The organism is Pseudoroseicyclus aestuarii (assembly GCF_003217255.1).
In the GTDB taxonomy this organism is placed as follows: domain Bacteria; phylum Pseudomonadota; class Alphaproteobacteria; order Rhodobacterales; family Rhodobacteraceae; genus Pseudoroseicyclus; species Pseudoroseicyclus aestuarii.
In genome coordinates this window covers 208,045-223,052 of sequence record NZ_QJTE01000004.1, presented here as the reverse complement: position 1 = coordinate 223,052, position 15,008 = coordinate 208,045, and the positions used below count along the sequence as shown (strand labels likewise).

Annotated in this window: 13 protein-coding genes; 11 read left to right on the top strand and 2 right to left on the bottom strand. The window is 69.2% G+C overall.

Annotation, left to right across the window (positions count from 1 at the left end; genetic code table 11):
- Positions 1 to 25: 25 nt before the first annotated feature.
- Both DFP88_RS12915 and DFP88_RS12910 read right to left on the bottom strand, forming a co-directional pair.
- On the bottom strand, positions 26 to 454 hold the full coding sequence (locus tag DFP88_RS12915) for an RbsD/FucU family protein (RefSeq protein WP_110815110.1): 429 nt from the start codon (positions 452 to 454) through the stop codon (positions 26 to 28).
- 106 nt (positions 455 to 560) lie between these two features.
- Positions 561 to 2,048: an amidohydrolase family protein gene (locus DFP88_RS12910; protein WP_110815109.1), complete on the bottom strand. Its 1,488-nt coding sequence runs from the start codon at positions 2,046 to 2,048 to the stop codon at positions 561 to 563.
- Between the two features lie 100 nt (positions 2,049 to 2,148).
- On the opposite strand from DFP88_RS12910, the gene DFP88_RS12905 reads away from it, so the two are divergent.
- From DFP88_RS12905 to DFP88_RS12855, 11 genes are all read left to right on the top strand, one after another.
- The gene (locus DFP88_RS12905; protein WP_245904811.1) at positions 2,149 to 2,523 is read left to right on the top strand and encodes a winged helix-turn-helix transcriptional regulator; all 375 of its coding nucleotides are present in this window, start codon (positions 2,149 to 2,151) and stop codon (positions 2,521 to 2,523) included.
- A gap of 88 nt (positions 2,524 to 2,611) precedes the next feature.
- Positions 2,612 to 3,460, top strand: a complete 849-nt coding sequence (locus DFP88_RS12900) for a fumarylacetoacetate hydrolase family protein (protein WP_110815107.1) — start codon at positions 2,612 to 2,614, stop codon at positions 3,458 to 3,460.
- Between the two features lie 101 nt (positions 3,461 to 3,561).
- Positions 3,562 to 4,380 (top strand): DeoR/GlpR family DNA-binding transcription regulator, encoded by an 819-nt coding sequence (locus DFP88_RS12895; RefSeq protein ID WP_110815106.1) that lies wholly within the window; start codon positions 3,562 to 3,564, stop codon positions 4,378 to 4,380.
- On the top strand, positions 4,377 to 5,342 hold the full coding sequence (locus DFP88_RS12890; RefSeq protein ID WP_110815105.1) for an SIS domain-containing protein: 966 nt from the start codon (positions 4,377 to 4,379) through the stop codon (positions 5,340 to 5,342). The genes DFP88_RS12895 and DFP88_RS12890 overlap by 4 nt, the downstream gene beginning before the upstream one ends.
- A 414-nt stretch (positions 5,343 to 5,756) precedes the next feature.
- On the top strand, positions 5,757 to 6,425 hold the full coding sequence (locus DFP88_RS12885) for a helix-turn-helix domain-containing protein (protein ID WP_181418641.1): 669 nt from the start codon (positions 5,757 to 5,759) through the stop codon (positions 6,423 to 6,425).
- On the top strand, positions 6,422 to 6,919 hold the full coding sequence (locus DFP88_RS12880; RefSeq protein WP_110815103.1) for a GAF domain-containing protein: 498 nt from the start codon (positions 6,422 to 6,424) through the stop codon (positions 6,917 to 6,919). Before DFP88_RS12885 ends, DFP88_RS12880 begins: the two co-directional genes overlap by 4 nt.
- The gene (locus tag DFP88_RS12875; RefSeq protein ID WP_110815102.1) at positions 6,916 to 9,027 is read left to right on the top strand and encodes a hydantoinase/oxoprolinase family protein; all 2,112 of its coding nucleotides are present in this window, start codon (positions 6,916 to 6,918) and stop codon (positions 9,025 to 9,027) included. The genes DFP88_RS12880 and DFP88_RS12875 overlap by 4 nt, the downstream gene beginning before the upstream one ends.
- Positions 9,024 to 10,685: a hydantoinase B/oxoprolinase family protein gene (locus DFP88_RS12870; RefSeq protein WP_110815101.1), complete on the top strand. Its 1,662-nt coding sequence runs from the start codon at positions 9,024 to 9,026 to the stop codon at positions 10,683 to 10,685. Before DFP88_RS12875 ends, DFP88_RS12870 begins: the two co-directional genes overlap by 4 nt.
- Positions 10,685 to 11,791 (top strand): M24 family metallopeptidase, encoded by a 1,107-nt coding sequence (locus DFP88_RS12865; protein ID WP_110815100.1) that lies wholly within the window; start codon positions 10,685 to 10,687, stop codon positions 11,789 to 11,791. Before DFP88_RS12870 ends, DFP88_RS12865 begins: the two co-directional genes overlap by 1 nt.
- A complete protein-coding gene (locus tag DFP88_RS12860) occupies positions 11,791 to 13,389 on the top strand; it encodes a hydantoinase B/oxoprolinase family protein (RefSeq protein WP_110815099.1) in 1,599 nt (532 codons plus the stop codon). The genes DFP88_RS12865 and DFP88_RS12860 overlap by 1 nt, the downstream gene beginning before the upstream one ends.
- The gene (locus DFP88_RS12855; protein ID WP_110815098.1) at positions 13,386 to 14,996 is read left to right on the top strand and encodes an ABC transporter substrate-binding protein; all 1,611 of its coding nucleotides are present in this window, start codon (positions 13,386 to 13,388) and stop codon (positions 14,994 to 14,996) included. Before DFP88_RS12860 ends, DFP88_RS12855 begins: the two co-directional genes overlap by 4 nt.
- Positions 14,997 to 15,008 lie beyond the last annotated feature (12 nt).

The window sequence follows — 15,008 nt, the reverse complement described above, 5'->3', positions numbered from 1 at the left end:
GGGCCGGGCGACCGGCCCCGCCGCCTCAGGCGATGACGCCCTTGGTCAGGATGACATTGGCGTAGATCCGGCTCTCGCCCGTCTGCACGATGGCGAAGGCCTTCTTCGCCCGCTCGTAGAACTCGAACCGCTCGAGCGTGCCCATCTTCGCCTCGGCGCCGGTCCGGTCGGTGATGATGCGGCGGAATTCGGCGACGGCCTCGGGCTTTGCCGATGCGTCGCCCACAACCTGCATCGTCGTCGCCGGCGTCTCGACGAAGCTGTCGAGCGGCAGCAGTTGCAGCACCGCATCGAGCGCGTCGGTCGCCGAGATCCCGTCGAGGCGGTGGCAGCGCGCCCCCATCGAAGTGCCGGGAAAGTTGGCGTCGGCGATGACGATCTCGTCGCCGTGCCCCATCGCCTGCAGCGTCCAGAGCAGGTCCGGCGAGAGGATGGGGGGAATGTTGAACAGCATCGAAGTCTCCCTTGGGCCGCGGGCCGGCCCTGCTGGCCCGACCCTGCCGCCTCGCGGAGGATTTTGAAAGGCGCCCCGTCCGGGGGGGCAGGGCGCCCTGACGGGTCTAGTCGAAGAGCGCCTGCTCGATCCCCGCGGCCTCGAAGAGATGATCGCGCGAGGCGGTGATCTGGTCGCGCAGCGCCGCGACATCGACGCCCACCATCTCGCCCTGCCACTTCTTCACCTCGCCGGCGACGAGCACCGTCTCGACGTTCGAGCGTTCCATCAGCGTCACCACCGCGCCGGGCACGTTGTTCAGCGGCGCGACGTTCAGCGCCTGCGCGTCCAGAAGGACGATGTCGGCCTCCTTGCCGGGGGTGAGGCTGCCCACCTTGCGGTCGAGCCAGAGGTCCTTCGCGCCGTTCAACGTCGCGAATTCCAGCACGTCGCGCGCGGTCAGAAGCCTCGGCGCATCCGCCGCCCCCTCGAGCGCGGCCTGATTGGCAAAGGCCCGCTGCAGCGTCATCGCGCTGCGCATCTGGGTGAAGGGATCGGCGGTCATCGTGCATTCGACATCGACCGACAGCGAGGGCGCGATCCCCATGTCCAGCGCCTTCTGGATCGGCGGCATGCCGTGGCGCATCTGCATCTCGATCGGCACCGAGAGCGAGACATGCGCCCCGACCTCGCGCGTGCGCTCCCAGGCGGCATCGCTCATCCCGGTCATGTGGATGAAGAGGTGGCGGTCGGTGAACTCGGGGATCAGCCGGTCCATCGTCTCGGCCATGCCGAGGCTGCCGACGACATGCAGCGCGATCGGCAGGTCGAGGTCCTGTCCAAGACGCCAGAGGTCCAGCGGATCGACGCCCGGCAGATAGGCCTCGCCGCCCATGGTCATCGTCAGAAGCTGGTCGTCCGAGGCGAAGTGCTCATCGCGGATGCGGCGGGCGTCCTGCGGGTACTGCGCCTCGGGGCCCGCGCCTTCGAAGTAGCCGAAGACGCCGCGGCGGCCCGCATCGCGCAGGCCGCGGATGGCCGCGTCGGAATGGGCGGGAGAATGGTGGATTTGCGAGACGTCGTGCACCGTCGTCACGCCCGCGTCGAGCTGGCTGATGCCGCCGAACAGCTCAGAGATATAGACATCCTCGGGGCGGTAGACCGGGGCGAGCTTGCCCAGGATATCCTCCAGGTAGCTGCGCGCGCCCTCGCGGTCCGGCGTGCCGAACATGATGCCGTTGGGCAGGAAGGACCGCAGCGCGGTCTCGAACTGGTGGTGATGCGTGTCGATGAAGCCGGGCATCACGACGCGGCCCTCGGCCTCGATCACGGCGGCGTCGGGCGCCTCGATGCTGGGCGCGATCTCAAGGATGCGGCGGCCCTCGATCAGCACGTCGCCGCGCGCGAAATCGCCGACCGCCGGGTCCATGCTCATCACATGGCCGCCGCGGATCAGCGTGCGGCGCCCTTCGGTGCCGATGCCCTGCGGCAGGCCCTGCGCGGCGGCGGAGCCTGTCAAAAAGGCGGGCATCGCGGCCATGCTCGCCGCGCCGGCCGCGGCATACCTGAGGAACGAGCGGCGGGTCGGGCCGGCAGAGCGGCACAGGTCACACATCGGTGAATCTCCTGATCGGGGTGGTTACTTCTGGTGCGTTACATCCGGTAAAGATGCGCCGACTACGGCTCAAGGAGGCACGCCGATGAAGCTAGGGCACATGTCTGTACCCGGGGACTGCGACCGGATCTCGCCGATCCTGTCGCATGTCGGGAACAAGTGGGCGGCGCTGACGGTGCTGGTCCTCTCCGAGGGGCCGAAGCGCTACAACCAGCTCCGCCGCGAGATCGAGACCGTCTCTCAGCGGATGCTGACCGTCACCCTGCGCGGGCTGGAGCGCGACGGCCTTGTCCGGCGCGAGGTCTTTGCCGAGCGGATGCCGCCGCAGGTCGAATACAGCCTGACGCCGCTGGGCGAGACGCTGGTGCAGCCGCTCTTCGCGCTGTGCCAGTGGTCGGCGGTGAATTGCGACGCGATCGAGCGGAACCAGGCTGACTACGACGGCCCGGGCCGCCATGCGCGGCAGGCGGGCTGAGGCCCGGCTTCGACATTGACGGCGGCGGCCCGTGGCCCGACCCTGCGCCCGAAGCCGGGGCACCCCGGTGGAAACGGAAAGGGACGAGATGAAACTCTTCAGGCATGGCCTGCGCGGGCAAGAACGGCCCGGCATCCTCGATGCGCAGGGGCAGATGCGCGACCTGACGGGGCATGTGGCGGATATCGGCGGCGCAGTGCTGGGCGATGCCGGGCTTGCCGATCTGGCGCGGATCGATGCCGAGGGGCTGCCGCCGGTGCCCGAGGGGACACGGCTGGGCGCCTGCGTCGGCGGCACCGGCAAGATGATCTGCATCGGGCTGAACTTTGCGGATCACGCCGCCGAAAGCGGCGCCGCGGTGCCGCCGGAGCCGATCATCTTCATGAAGGCGACCAGCGCGATCTGCGGCCCGAACGATCCGATCCTGCTGCCCCGCGGCAGCGAGAAGACCGACTGGGAGGTCGAGCTGGCGGTGATCATCGGGCGCCACGCGAAATACGTCCCCGAAAGCGAGGCGCTGGACTACGTCGCCGGCTACGCCGTGGCGAACGACGTCTCGGAACGGTCGTTCCAGAGCGAACGCGCCGGCCAGTGGACCAAGGGCAAGAGCTGCGACAGCTTCGGACCGCTCGGCCCCTTCCTCGTCACCCGCGACGAGGTGGCCGATCCGCAGGCGCTGGGCATGTGGCTCGACGTGAACGGCAACCGGATGCAGGACGGCAGCACCGCGACCATGGTCTACGGCGTGGCGCATCTGGTCAGCTACCTGTCGCAGTTCATGAGCCTGCATCCGGGCGACGTGATTTCCACCGGCACCCCGCCGGGGGTCGGCATGGGCCGCACACCGCCGCAGTTCCTGAAGGCCGGCGACAACGTGACCTTGGGGATCGAGGGGCTGGGCACGCAGCGGCAGGAGGTGCAGGCCGATCCTGAATGATCATGACTTCGGTCATTGTGATCGAAATAGATCAGGAATCTGATTGACCGTGATCACTCGCTGCGTCACCCTTCATCGTGACGCAGCGAGGATGGCCTGCCATGAAAAGCGACCGCGCGACGGCGATCCGCCAGCTTCTCTACGCCCGCGGCAGGCTGACCGTGGGCGAGATCGCCGTGGCGGTCGCGGCCTCCGAGCCGACGGTGCGGCGCGATCTGGCCGCGCTCGAGGCCGATGGGGCGATCACGCGCAGCCATGGCGGCGCCAGCATCGCCGAGGAGGCAGGCCGCGAGGTCGGTTTCGCCCTGCGCGAAGGCCAGCGGCTGGAGGAGAAGCGCGCGATCGGCGAGGTGGCCCATGGGCTGCTGCGCCCGGGCGAGGCGGTCTTCCTCGACGCGGGGACGACGGTGCTGCAGCTGGCGCGGCTGATCCGCCTGCGGCCGCTGCCGCTGCGCGTCTTTACCAATTGCCTGCCGGTGGCGCAGGTGCTCGCCGACGTCGCGCCCGTCGAGGTGACGCTGCTGGGCGGCACGATCCGGCCCGAGAACGCCTCGACCGTCGGGCCGCTGGCCGAGGCGGCGCTGCGGCACCTGCGCTTCGACCGGGCCTTCATCGGCATGGGCGCGCTGGGCGAGGATGCCGCGATCTATACCGCCGATCCGCGCGAGGCGCAGCTGAACGCGCTGACGCTGGAGCGGGCGGCACAGCCGGTGATCCTGGCCGATTCCTCGAAATTCGGGCGCTACCTGACGCATCGCGTGGCGCCTGTCGGGAATGGCCTGCAGCTGGTGACCGATACGGGGCTGCCCGCCGAATGGCGCCGCCGCCTGACCGACTTGGGGGTGGATCTCGCGCTGGCGCCCTTGCCCGGCGCCTCCGGCCCCGTTCCCACCAAGGCCACAGACCAGGAGAGATCATGACATCCACCACCGAAACCGTCATCCGCGCCCAGTTCGACTACCTGCGCGCCGCCCTCGAGATCGAGGTGCCGGACCTCGCGCGGGTCGGCGCGCCGCTGGTCTTCGTGGGCTGCGGCACCTCCTACTACCTTGCGCAGGCGCTGGCGGCCTCGGCCAACCTTTCGGGGCTGGCCGCGCTGGCGGTGCCGGGGGCGGAATGGCTGAACCGCCCCGGCGCTTACCTGCCGCAGGAGGCGGGTGCGGCGGTCATCGGCCTCTCGCGTTCGGGCACGACGACCGAGACGGTGGCGGCGCTGCGCGCCTCGCGCGGGCGCGGGCTGACGACCGTCGCGATTTCTTGCGAGGAAGACTCGCCGATCCTCGAGGCGGCGGAGCACCGGCTTTACCTGCCCACGGATTCGCGCGAGGGCATCGTGATGAGCACCTCCGCCAGCCTGATGCTTCTGGGCGGGCTGCGGATGATCGGCGTCACGCTCACGATGGACGACATCGCCGAAGCCGAGGCGCTGATGCAGGCCCTCGACGCCGAGCCGGGGTTGATCGAGGGCTGCACCCATCACGTCTTCCTCGGGGCCGGGCCGCTTTACGGCATCGCCTGCGAAGGCGCGCTCAAGCTGATGGAGATGAGCATCAATCCCGCGCAGGCCTTCCACCCGATGGAGTTCCGGCATGGCCCGATCTCCCTGACCGACGAGCGCACGCTCGCGGTGATGCTCTACGCGGCAGAGGGCGGGGCAGAGCAGGCGGCGCTGGCCGCCGAGCTCGAGGCGAAGGGGGCACGGGTGCTCGGCCTCGGCGGCCCCGGCACCCTGGCGCTCGGCACGGCGCCCGAGGGTGATTTGCGGCAGGGTCTGCGGGTGCTGCCGGCGCTGCAGCTGCTGGGCGAGAAGGTCGCGCTGCTGAAGGGGATCGACACCGAGACCCCGCGTCACCTGACCAAGGTCGTCCTGCTGGAGGGCTGACGCAGGGCCCGGTTTCCTGCCGCGGCGGGCAGCCGCCGCGGCCTGCAGCCAAAGTGGTCGCCGAACCGGCGCACCGCTGCCTTTTCGCTCCGGAAAGATCAAAACTTAGGCAGGGGCCGCGAGGCGCGAACTTTTAATAAAAGTATAATTGCACCAATACTAAAACATGGTGCAGTCTCATCCGGTAACAAGCGCTTCCGGGGATGAGGAACGGTGTCCGTTTCAGGTGAAAACCTTTCGCATGGCGACGGCGGGGCGCGGGGTCTGCGCCGCCCGATGCGTGCCGGAGGCACCTTTGCACGTTGCGCGCGAAGCAATACTTCGGGTTCCGTCTATAGGCGGCATCTGCCGCCGATGTACCATGCGGAGCAAACTCACCATGACCCTGTCGAAACACCAACACGCCCGGCCGTCATGACCGGCGCCACCGAGCCCGAGCAACGGACCGCTCACCCCGCTTTCGGCGCCCGCCTGCGCGAGCGGCGCCGGGAGCTGAACCTGACCTTGCGGGAGGTCGCGGTCGGCTCCGGCCTGTCGATCGGCTTCATCAGCCAGGCCGAGCGCGACATCACGGTCCCTTCGCTGACCTCGCTGCACAATATCTGCCGCGTTCTGAAGATCCCGGTGCAGGAGGTGCTGCCCGAAGTCTCGGTGGCGCCGCAGGCCTCGCGCAACGCGCAGCGCCCGCTCCTGACGCTTCGGCCGGATCGGAACGGCAGGGGCTACGAGCGGATCAGCACCACCTTTCCCGGCTCGACTCTCTCGTCGGTCCTCATGCACGAGCCGCCGGGCAACCGGACCGAGCCGCAGCGGCACGACGGGGAGGAGATGTTCTACATGCTCGACGGCAGCATCACCGTCGAGCTGGAGGGCGAGCAGATCGTGCTGTCGCCGGGGGACAGCCTGCACTTCTCGTCCAGGCGGCGGCATTCGACCTGGAATCACACCAACCGTACCGCCCTGCTGCTGCATGTCTGCACCATCGATGTCTTCGGCGATCGCATCGCCGAGGATTCGGAGGGGCCGGGCCTTCACGCGGGCCACGAGGACGCGCGCCGCGCCGCGCCGAAGGACCCGGCATGACTGCCTGGGCCGATCTCGCGCGGGCGCTGGCCGGGCAGGACCGAGAGGAGCTGTTCGCCGCCCTCTGCGCGCTGGCGCAGCAGGAGGTGGGGGTGCGCCTCTTCACCGTCATGACCTTCGATCCCGAGACGCGCATGGCCAGCCGGACCTGGTCCAGCATGCCGGAGGCCTATCCGCCGCAGGGCACGAAGCCCGCGCCGGAAACGGACTGGGGCCAGCGGGTGCTGGACTGGCACGAGCCGGCGGTGATGAACAGCATCGAGGAGATCGCGCAGCATTTCCCGGATCACGCGCTGATCCAGAGCCTTGGCTGCGAAAGCTGCATGAACCTGCCGGTCGTCGTGGAGGGGCGCGTGCTGGGCACGCTGAACTGCCTGCACGAGGCCGGCCACTATACCGCCGCGCGCGTCGAGCATGCCGCCTGCCTGGTCGCGCCCGGCGCGCTGGCCCTGCTGCGGGCGCGGGAGATGCCACCAAATGCCGAGGGACCATGACCAGAACCGACAAAGCCCGGACCATTCGCGTGGCGACGGATGTGGGCGGCACCTTCACCGACATGGTCTGCTTCGAGACCGATACCGCCACGGGGCAGAGCCGGATCACCACGGCCAAGTCCGACACCACGCCGCCCGACTTCGAGCAGGGCGTGCGCGACGTGCTGAAGAAGGGCGGGGTGGAGCCCGGGACCATCGACTTCATGGCCCATGGCACGACGGTCGTCATCAACGCCCTGACCGAGCGCAAGGGCGTGAAGGTCGGCCTCGTGACCACCGAAGGTTTCCGCGACACGCTTGAGATCGCGCGCGGCAACCGGCCCGACTTCTTCAACCTGCATTACGAAAAGCCCAAGCCCTTCGTGCCGCGCCACCTGCGCCGCGAGGTGCCGGGGCGCATGACCTACCTCGGCGAGGAATCCCAAGCGCTGGATCTCGCGCCGCTCGACGGCATCGTCGCGGATTTCAAGGCCGAAGGGGTCGAGGCCATCGCCGTCTCCCTGCTGCACGCCTATGCCAATCCCGCGCATGAGCTGGCCGTGATCGAGCGTCTGCGCGCCCTCTGGCCCGAGGTTTCGGTCGTCGGCGCGCATCAGATCAGCCGCGAATGGCGTGAGTACGAGCGCGGCAATACCGCCGTCCTCTCGGCCTACGTCCAACCCGTCGCCGAACGCTACCTCGGCCGGCTGGAGCGGGGGCTGAAGGAGGACGGCTTCGCCGGCCAGCTTTACGTCATGCAGTCGAACTGCGGTGTCGACAGCCTCGAGGCGACGGCCCGCATCCCGATCACCATGGTCGAAAGCGGCCCGGCCAGCGGCTTCTGGGGCGCGGCGGAACTGGGCAAGATGATCGGCGAGCCGAATGTTCTCGCCCTCGATATCGGCGGGACGACGGCCAAGTGCTCGCTGATCGAGAACGGCGAGGTCACCATCATGACCGATTACTGGATCGAGCGGGATCGCAGCTCGGCCGGTTATCCGATCATGGTGCCCGTGGTCGATCTCGTGGAAATCGGCAATGGCGGCGGCTCCATCGCCTGGGTCGACGATTTCGGCAAGCTGCATGTCGGGCCGCAATCGGCGGGCGCGATGCCGGGGCCGGCGGCCTACGGCAAGGGCGGCACGCAGGCGACGACGACGGATGCCAACCTCTGGCTGGGCCGGATCAACCGCGACTATTTCTGCGGCGGCGCCATCGAGGCCGACATGGAGGCCGCGGGCAGCGCGCTGCAGGGCGTGGCCGACAGCCTCGGCCTAGACCGCGACGCGGCGGCGCAGGGCATCGTGCGCATCGCCAACAACAACATGGTCAACGCGCTCAAGCTGGTCAGCCTGAACCGGGGCCACGATCCGCGCGACTTCGTCCTCGTGGCCTTCGGCGGCGGCGGGGCGATGCATGCCGTGGCGCTGGGGCAGGAACTGGGCGTCAAGAAGGTGGTGATCCCCGCCGGCGCGGCCGTCTTCTCGGCCTGGGGGATGATGATGTCCGACCTGCGCCGCGACTACTTCCTGACCGCGCTGGTAGACCTGGGCGAGGGCGCCGCCGCCGCGGTCGAGGACCGCTTCGCGCAGGTCGAGGATGGCGCCCGCGCGCAGTTCGCGCAGGAGAACGTGCCCGAGGACAAGCTGCACCTGCGCCGCTTCGGCAAGCTGCGCTACCAGAACCAGGAGCATACGGTCGAGGTGCCGCTGGAGGGGCCGGTGACGGAAGGCGCGCTCGCGCGCATAGCCGAGGATTTCCACGCCGCCTACGAGAAGGAATACACCTATCGCCTCGACGCGCCGGTCGAGATGGTGGGGCTGCATGTCATCGCCTCTGCCGAAGTGGGCAAGCTGAAACCGGTCGAGGCGGAGCCCGTCGATACCCCAGCCAGCGCGGCGCTGAAGGGCCGGCGCGTGGTCGATTACGCCACCGAAGGCCAGCACGAGGCAGATATCTACGATGGCGAGGCGCTGCGCCCCGGCATGGCCTTCGACGGCCCCGCCGTGGTCGAGGATCCGGGCACCACTATCGTCATCCACCCCGGCAACAGCGCCCATATGGACCGCTGGGGCAACCTGCACGTGCTGATCGCCGCCGAGGACCGCGCGGCAGAGGGGGCGGCATGACGCTCGATCCGATCACCAGCGAGATCATCCAGAACTCGCTTCAGGCGGCGGCGGACGAGATGTTTGTCGCGATGAAGAAGACGGCGATGTCCTCGATCATCTACGAGGTGCTCGACATGGGCACCGGGATCACCGACGCGGCAGGCGAGATCGCCTCTTCCGGCGCCGGCATCCCGGCCTTCGTCGGGGTGCTCGACAAGGCGGTGAAAGCCATCATCGCGCGCAACCCGGTCGAGCAGATGCGCGAGGGCGATGTCTACGTCACCAACGATCCCTTCCACGGCGGCGTCACGCATCTGAACGACATTATCGTCGCGATGCCGGTCTTCGCCGAAGGCCGGCTGATCGCCTGGACCGCGAATATCGCCCATAACTCGGACGTCGGCGGCATGGCGCCCGGCTCTCTCACCGGCGAGGCGACGGAGATCTTCCAGGAGGGGCTGCGCCTGCCCGCGATCCAGCTGATCGAGGCGGGCCGCCCGATCCGCCCCGTCTTCGACATCCTCAAGGTCAATTCACGGATGCCCGACGTGCTGGAAGGCGACGTCTGGGCCGCGATCTCCTCGGTCCGGGTGGGGGCGAAGCGGCTGCAGCAGATGGCCGGCAAATACGGCGCCGATGCCTTTGAACAGGCGCTGGTGCAGTACATGGATCACGGAGAGGCCGTGTCGCGCCGGGCGCTGAAAGACCTGCCAAAGGGCAGCTTCGCGCTGTCAGAGGAGCAGGACGACGGCCGCGTCTTCACTGTGAAGATCAAGATCACCGAGGACAGCTTCACCGTCGATCTGCGCGACAATCCCGACCAGTCGAGCGGGCCGGTGAACTCCTGCCGCGACGGGGTCATGGTCGCCTCGCAGATGATCTTCAAATCGCTGACCGACCCGCAGGGCCTCGCCAACGCGGGTTCGTTCCGCCCCATCACCCTGCTGACCCGGCCGGGATCGACCTTCGACGCGCAGGCGCCGGCGGCGATGGGCTTTTACTACGAGATCGAGCTGCGGGCCTACGACCTGATCTGGCGCTGCCTCGCGCCGCATATGCCGGACCGGCTGGGGGCGGGGCATTTCGCCAGCGTCTGCGGCACCTTCATCGGCGGCATCCACCCGGACACCGGTCGGCAGTATACCATCATCGAGCCGCAGGTGGGCGGTTGGGGCGCCGCGCGCGGCAGCGACGGCAATTCGGCCATCTTCTCCTCCTTCCACGGAGAGACCTACAACTGCCCGGCCGAGATCAACGAGGCCCGCAACGGCGTCACCATCGACCGGATGGAGCTGAACACCGCCCCCGGCGGCGAGGGGCGCGAGACCGGCGGGCGCGGCGTGGTCATCGACTACCGCACCCGCGCCAGCGAGGGCGGCTACCTGACCGTCGGCTATACCCGGTCGAAGTTTCCGGCCTGGGGGCTTGACGGCGGGCGCGACGGCAGCCCGAACTTCGTCCGCTTCCTGCCGCAGGACGGCGAGGCGCAGGATTTCGCCTTCGTCTCGGGCCTGCCGACCAAGCCGGGCGACGTCATCCGCGTCTTCACCGGCAATGGCGGCGGCATGGGCGATCCGAAGGACCGCCCGCATGACAAGATCGCCGCAGACATCCGCGACGGGCTGCTGACGCGCGACCGCGCGCGCGAGGTCTACGGCTACGAGGGAGAGGCATGATGGCCGACCAGACCCGCAGCGAAACCCGGCTGGCGGCCCTGCGCGGCGCGATGGACGCCGAGGGGGTCGATCTTCTGGCCCTCGGGCCGGGGCCGCACATGAAGTGGCTGCTGGGCTTTCAGCCGCATGGCGACGAGCGGCTGCTGCTTCTGCTTGTGACGCAAGAGGGCGCCGCCTTCGCCATGCCCGCGCTCGAGGCGGATAGCGCCGGGCAGCATACCGATCTGCCGATGCATGGCTGGACCGACGATCAGGGGCCGGGCGCTGCGCTGGATGCCGCGCTTGCCGCCGTGGGCGGGCAGGGTGCGGCTGAGGTCGCGCTGGACGAGGCGATGCGCGCCGACTTCGCCCTCGCGCTGCTGGGCCGTCTGCCCGGCGCCGCGCATCGCTTCACCGAGAGCACGTTGGGCCGGCTGCGGATGAAGAAGGACGAGGGCGAGCGCGCCGCGCTCAAGGCCAGCGCCCTCGCGGCGGACGAGGCCATGCGCCGCGCCTTTGCCGCGATCCGCGTCGGCATGACCGAGGCCGAGCTGGGGCAGGTGATCAAGCAGGGCTTCGCCGAGCAGGGCGCGAGCCTTGAATTCTGCATCGTCGGCGCGGGGGGCAACGGCGCCTTCCCGCATCACCAGACCGGCGAGACGCGGATCAAGCGCGGCGATGCCATCGTCATCGACATCGGCGCGCGGCTGGGCGGGATGCCCTCGGACATCACGCGCATGGCGGTGGTCGGCGAAAAGCCCGAGGGCTTCGACGAGATCCACGCCATCGTCGACGGCGCGGTCGAGGCGGCGATGGCCGCCGCGCGGCCCGGCGTTCCGGCCCGCGCCGTCGATGCCGCGGCGCGCGATTACATCGCCTCCAAGGGTTACGGCGAGTTGTTCCTGCACCGCACCGGCCACGGGCTGGGGATCGAGGTGCACGAGCCGCCCTACCTGACCGGCGCCGCCGAGACCGTGCTGGAAGAAGGCATGGTCTTCTCGATCGAGCCGGGCATCTACCAGCAGGGCAGGTTCGGCCTGCGGCTGGAAGAAATCGTCTACCTGACTGCAGAGGGCCCGGTGCGCTTTTCCGAGCTGCCGCGCGACGCCGTGGTGGTGGAGGGCTGATGACCTCCGATCCCTTCACCATTTCGGTCATCCAGGCGGGCCTCTCGGCGGCGGCGGACGAGATGTTCGCCGTGCTGAAGAAGACCGCGATGAGCCCGATCATCTACGAGGTTCTCGACGTCGGCACCGGCGTCACCGACCCGGGCGGAGAGATCGTCTCCTCGGGCGCGGGAATCCCGGGCTTCGTCGGCGTGCTCGACAAGGCGGTGAAGCGGATCGTGGCGCTGCACGAGGGCACGGTGCAGGAGGGCGACGTCTTCGTGACCAACGACCCCTACTGGGGCGGGGTCACCCATCTGAACGACGTGGTGGTGGCGCAGCCCGTCTTCGCCGAAGGCCGGCTCGTCGCCTGGACCGCTTCCATCGCGCATTGGAACGACGTGGGCGGGATGACCCCCGGCTCCATGCCCGCCGATGCGACCGAGATCTTTCAGGAAGGGCTGCGCCTGCCCTGCGTCCGCCTTTTCGAGGCGGGGCGGAAGATCCAGCCGGTCTTCGACATCATCGCCGCCAATTCGCGCCTGCCGGATTTCGCCTCGGGCGATCTCTGGGCGCAGATCTCCGCCGGGCGCCGCGCCGCGCGGCCGATCCAGAAGATGGCGGAAAGCTACGGGGCGGATGTCCTGCAGGAGGCGATCGAGGCCGCCTTCGCCGAGGGCGAGGCGCGGGCGCTGGCGGGGCTGAAGAGCCTGCCCAAGGGCACCTACCACGCCGCGGTCGAGCAGGACGGGGGCGAGGTCTGGACCGCAGAGATCACGATTGCCGAAGACAGCTTCACCGTCGATCTGCGCGATGCGCCGGAGCAGAAGGCGGCGCCGCACAACACCTCGGCGGACGGCACGCGCATCGCCTGCCAGCTGATCTTCAAGGTGCTGACCGATCCCGCGCTTTTCGCCAATGCAGGCTCCTTCCGCCCGCTGAAGGTACTGACCCGCCCCGGCTCCATCTTCGAGGCCGAGGCCCCGGCGCCGCATGGCTACTACTCCGAGACGCGGATTCGCCTCTCGGACATGCTGTGGCAGGCCATGGCGCAGGTCATGCCGGACCGGCTGCCCGCGGGCCATTTCGCCAGCATCTGCGGCACCGTCATCGCCGGGCGCCATCCCGACACGCAGCGCCCCTTCACCATGGTCGAGCCGCAGATGGGCGGCTGGGGCGCCACGGCGACGCGTGACGGGCTGGACGCGATGTATTCGACCAACCACGGCGATACCTTCAACTGCCCGGTCGAGATCTGCGAGGCGCGCTACGGCATCGATGTCGGCTGGCGCCGCCTGTCCGACAGCACCGCAGGGCAGGGGCGTCACCGGGGCGGGCGGGGGCTGTCGACCTGCTACCGCCCGCGCGGCGAGGCCAAGCTCTCGGTCGGCTATTCGCACACCCGCGTGCCGGTCTGGGGCGGCAACGGCGGCGTGCCCGGCGGGCGCAACAGCGTGACATTGCAGCGGGCTGAGGGCGGCGAGGACCGCTTCGCCTTCGCCTCGGGCGTGGTGATGCGCCCGGGCGACGCGCTGCTGATCGAGACGGCGAACGGCGGCGGCTGGGGCGCCGCCCCGGCCGAAAGACAATTTAAAAAGAACGGAGGGACCAGCCAATGACACGATCCATCTCGCCCGGTTTTCTTGCCGGAACGAGCATCCTCGCCGCGGCGCTTCTGCCCGGCCTCGCCACGGCCCAGGAGCGGGTGCTGCGGCTGGACGAATCCGCCGTGGGCGAGATCGATCCCGCCAAGGGCACCGATTACGCCGATACCGTCCTGGCCGTGAACCTTTACGAGCCGCTGGTCTATCCCGCGCAGGGCGAGGCGGGCGTGCAGCCCTGGCTGGCCAGCGACTGGACCATCGACGGGCTGACCTACGAGTTCACCCTGCGCGACGGCGCCAGTTTCGCCTCGGGCAACCCGGTGACGGCTGGGGACGTCGTCTGGTCCTTCGAGCGGCTGATGGCGATGGGGCAGGGGCCGGCGTCCCTGTTCGAGGGGCGCGTCGAGGGCGTCGAGGCGGTGGACGACAGCACCGTCCGTTTCACCCTGACCGAGCCCTTCGCGCCCTTCCTCTCGGCGCTGGTGCAGCTTTCGGTGATCGACAGCACGCTGGCGCAGGAGCATCTGGGCGAGGGGCCCTACGGCGAGAATGGCGGCTATGCCTCTGACTGGATCTCGGCCAACAGCGCCGGATCGGGCGCCTACATCATCGCCGAGCACGATCCGCAGATCGAGACGGTCCTCGTGCCGAACCCGAACTACGACGGCGACCCCGTGGATCCCGCCGCGCCCGAGCAGGTGACCTACCGCTACTCGCTCGAGGCATCGACCGTGCGCGCGCTGATGAGCCGGGGCGAGCATGACGTCACCTCGCAGTGGCTGCCGCCCGAAGTGCTCAAGGCGCTGAACGAGGAGGGCGGCGTCCACCTCGAGACGGAGCCGGGCGGGACCGGCGAATACATCATGCTCAACACCCGGCGCGCGCCGCTCGACGACGTGAACTGCCGCCGCGCGCTGAGCCTGGCCTATGACTACGGCACGACGCTGCATCTTCTGACCGTGACCGAAGGGGTGGCGCAGGGCATCCCGATGTCGGGCCCGATGCCGCAGGGCTTCTACGGCTCTGATCCCGAGCGCCGGGCGCCGACGCAGGACATGCAGGCGGCGCAGGAGGCGCTGGCCGAATGTCAGTACGACCCGGCCGAGTACCCGCTCGACATCGCCTGGATCGCCGAGGTGCCGGCGCGCGAGCGGATCGCCCTGCTGATGCAGGCGACCTTCAGCCAGCTCGGCTTTCAGGTGAACGTCACGCGCACGCCCTGGGCGCTGATCACCCAGCAGGTCACCGATCCCGAGACCGCGCCCCATGCGATCGAGATCGCGATCTCGGCCCGGACGCCGGACCCGGATTCGCTGGCCTACAACATGTTCAGCTCGACCCTGCCGCCGACCTGGATCTCCTCGACCTACCTCGCCGACGAGGAGGTCGACCGCCTTCTCGAGGAAGGCCGGAGCGAGACCGACCCCGAGGCGCGGGCCGCGATCTACGATGCCCTCTCGGACCGCCTGCGCGACCTCGCCCCGGGGATCTGGGCCTACGAGGCGAACCCGGTCTATGCCCTGCGCAACGGCGTCTCGCTGCCCAACCTCGAGCAGGACGACAGGCGCTTCGCCATCTCGGGCTACGGGATGCTGTTCAAGGACGCGCAGATCGACGGCTGATCCATCGGGCGG

Excerpts from the sequence above, each read along its gene's own strand:
- DFP88_RS12865 (WP_110815100.1), top strand. The coding sequence starts at position 10,685 with ATGGCCGACCAGACCCGCAGCGAAACCCGGCTGGCGGCCCTGCGCGGC.
- DFP88_RS12890 (WP_110815105.1), top strand. The coding sequence starts at position 4,377 with ATGACATCCACCACCGAAACCGTCATCCGCGCCCAGTTCGACTACCTG.
- DFP88_RS12910 (WP_110815109.1), bottom strand. The coding sequence starts at position 2,048 with ATGTGTGACCTGTGCCGCTCTGCCGGCCCGACCCGCCGCTCGTTCCTC.
- DFP88_RS12875 (WP_110815102.1), top strand. The coding sequence starts at position 6,916 with ATGACCAGAACCGACAAAGCCCGGACCATTCGCGTGGCGACGGATGTG.
- DFP88_RS12860 (WP_110815099.1), top strand. The coding sequence starts at position 11,791 with ATGACCTCCGATCCCTTCACCATTTCGGTCATCCAGGCGGGCCTCTCG.
- DFP88_RS12915 (WP_110815110.1), bottom strand. The coding sequence starts at position 454 with ATGCTGTTCAACATTCCCCCCATCCTCTCGCCGGACCTGCTCTGGACG.
- DFP88_RS12905 (WP_245904811.1), top strand. The coding sequence starts at position 2,149 with ATGTCTGTACCCGGGGACTGCGACCGGATCTCGCCGATCCTGTCGCAT.
- DFP88_RS12900 (WP_110815107.1), top strand. The coding sequence starts at position 2,612 with ATGAAACTCTTCAGGCATGGCCTGCGCGGGCAAGAACGGCCCGGCATC.
- DFP88_RS12880 (WP_110815103.1), top strand. The coding sequence starts at position 6,422 with ATGACTGCCTGGGCCGATCTCGCGCGGGCGCTGGCCGGGCAGGACCGA.
- DFP88_RS12855 (WP_110815098.1), top strand. The coding sequence starts at position 13,386 with ATGACACGATCCATCTCGCCCGGTTTTCTTGCCGGAACGAGCATCCTC.
- DFP88_RS12870 (WP_110815101.1), top strand. The coding sequence starts at position 9,024 with ATGACGCTCGATCCGATCACCAGCGAGATCATCCAGAACTCGCTTCAG.
- DFP88_RS12885 (WP_181418641.1), top strand. The coding sequence starts at position 5,757 with ATGACCGGCGCCACCGAGCCCGAGCAACGGACCGCTCACCCCGCTTTC.
- DFP88_RS12895 (WP_110815106.1), top strand. The coding sequence starts at position 3,562 with ATGAAAAGCGACCGCGCGACGGCGATCCGCCAGCTTCTCTACGCCCGC.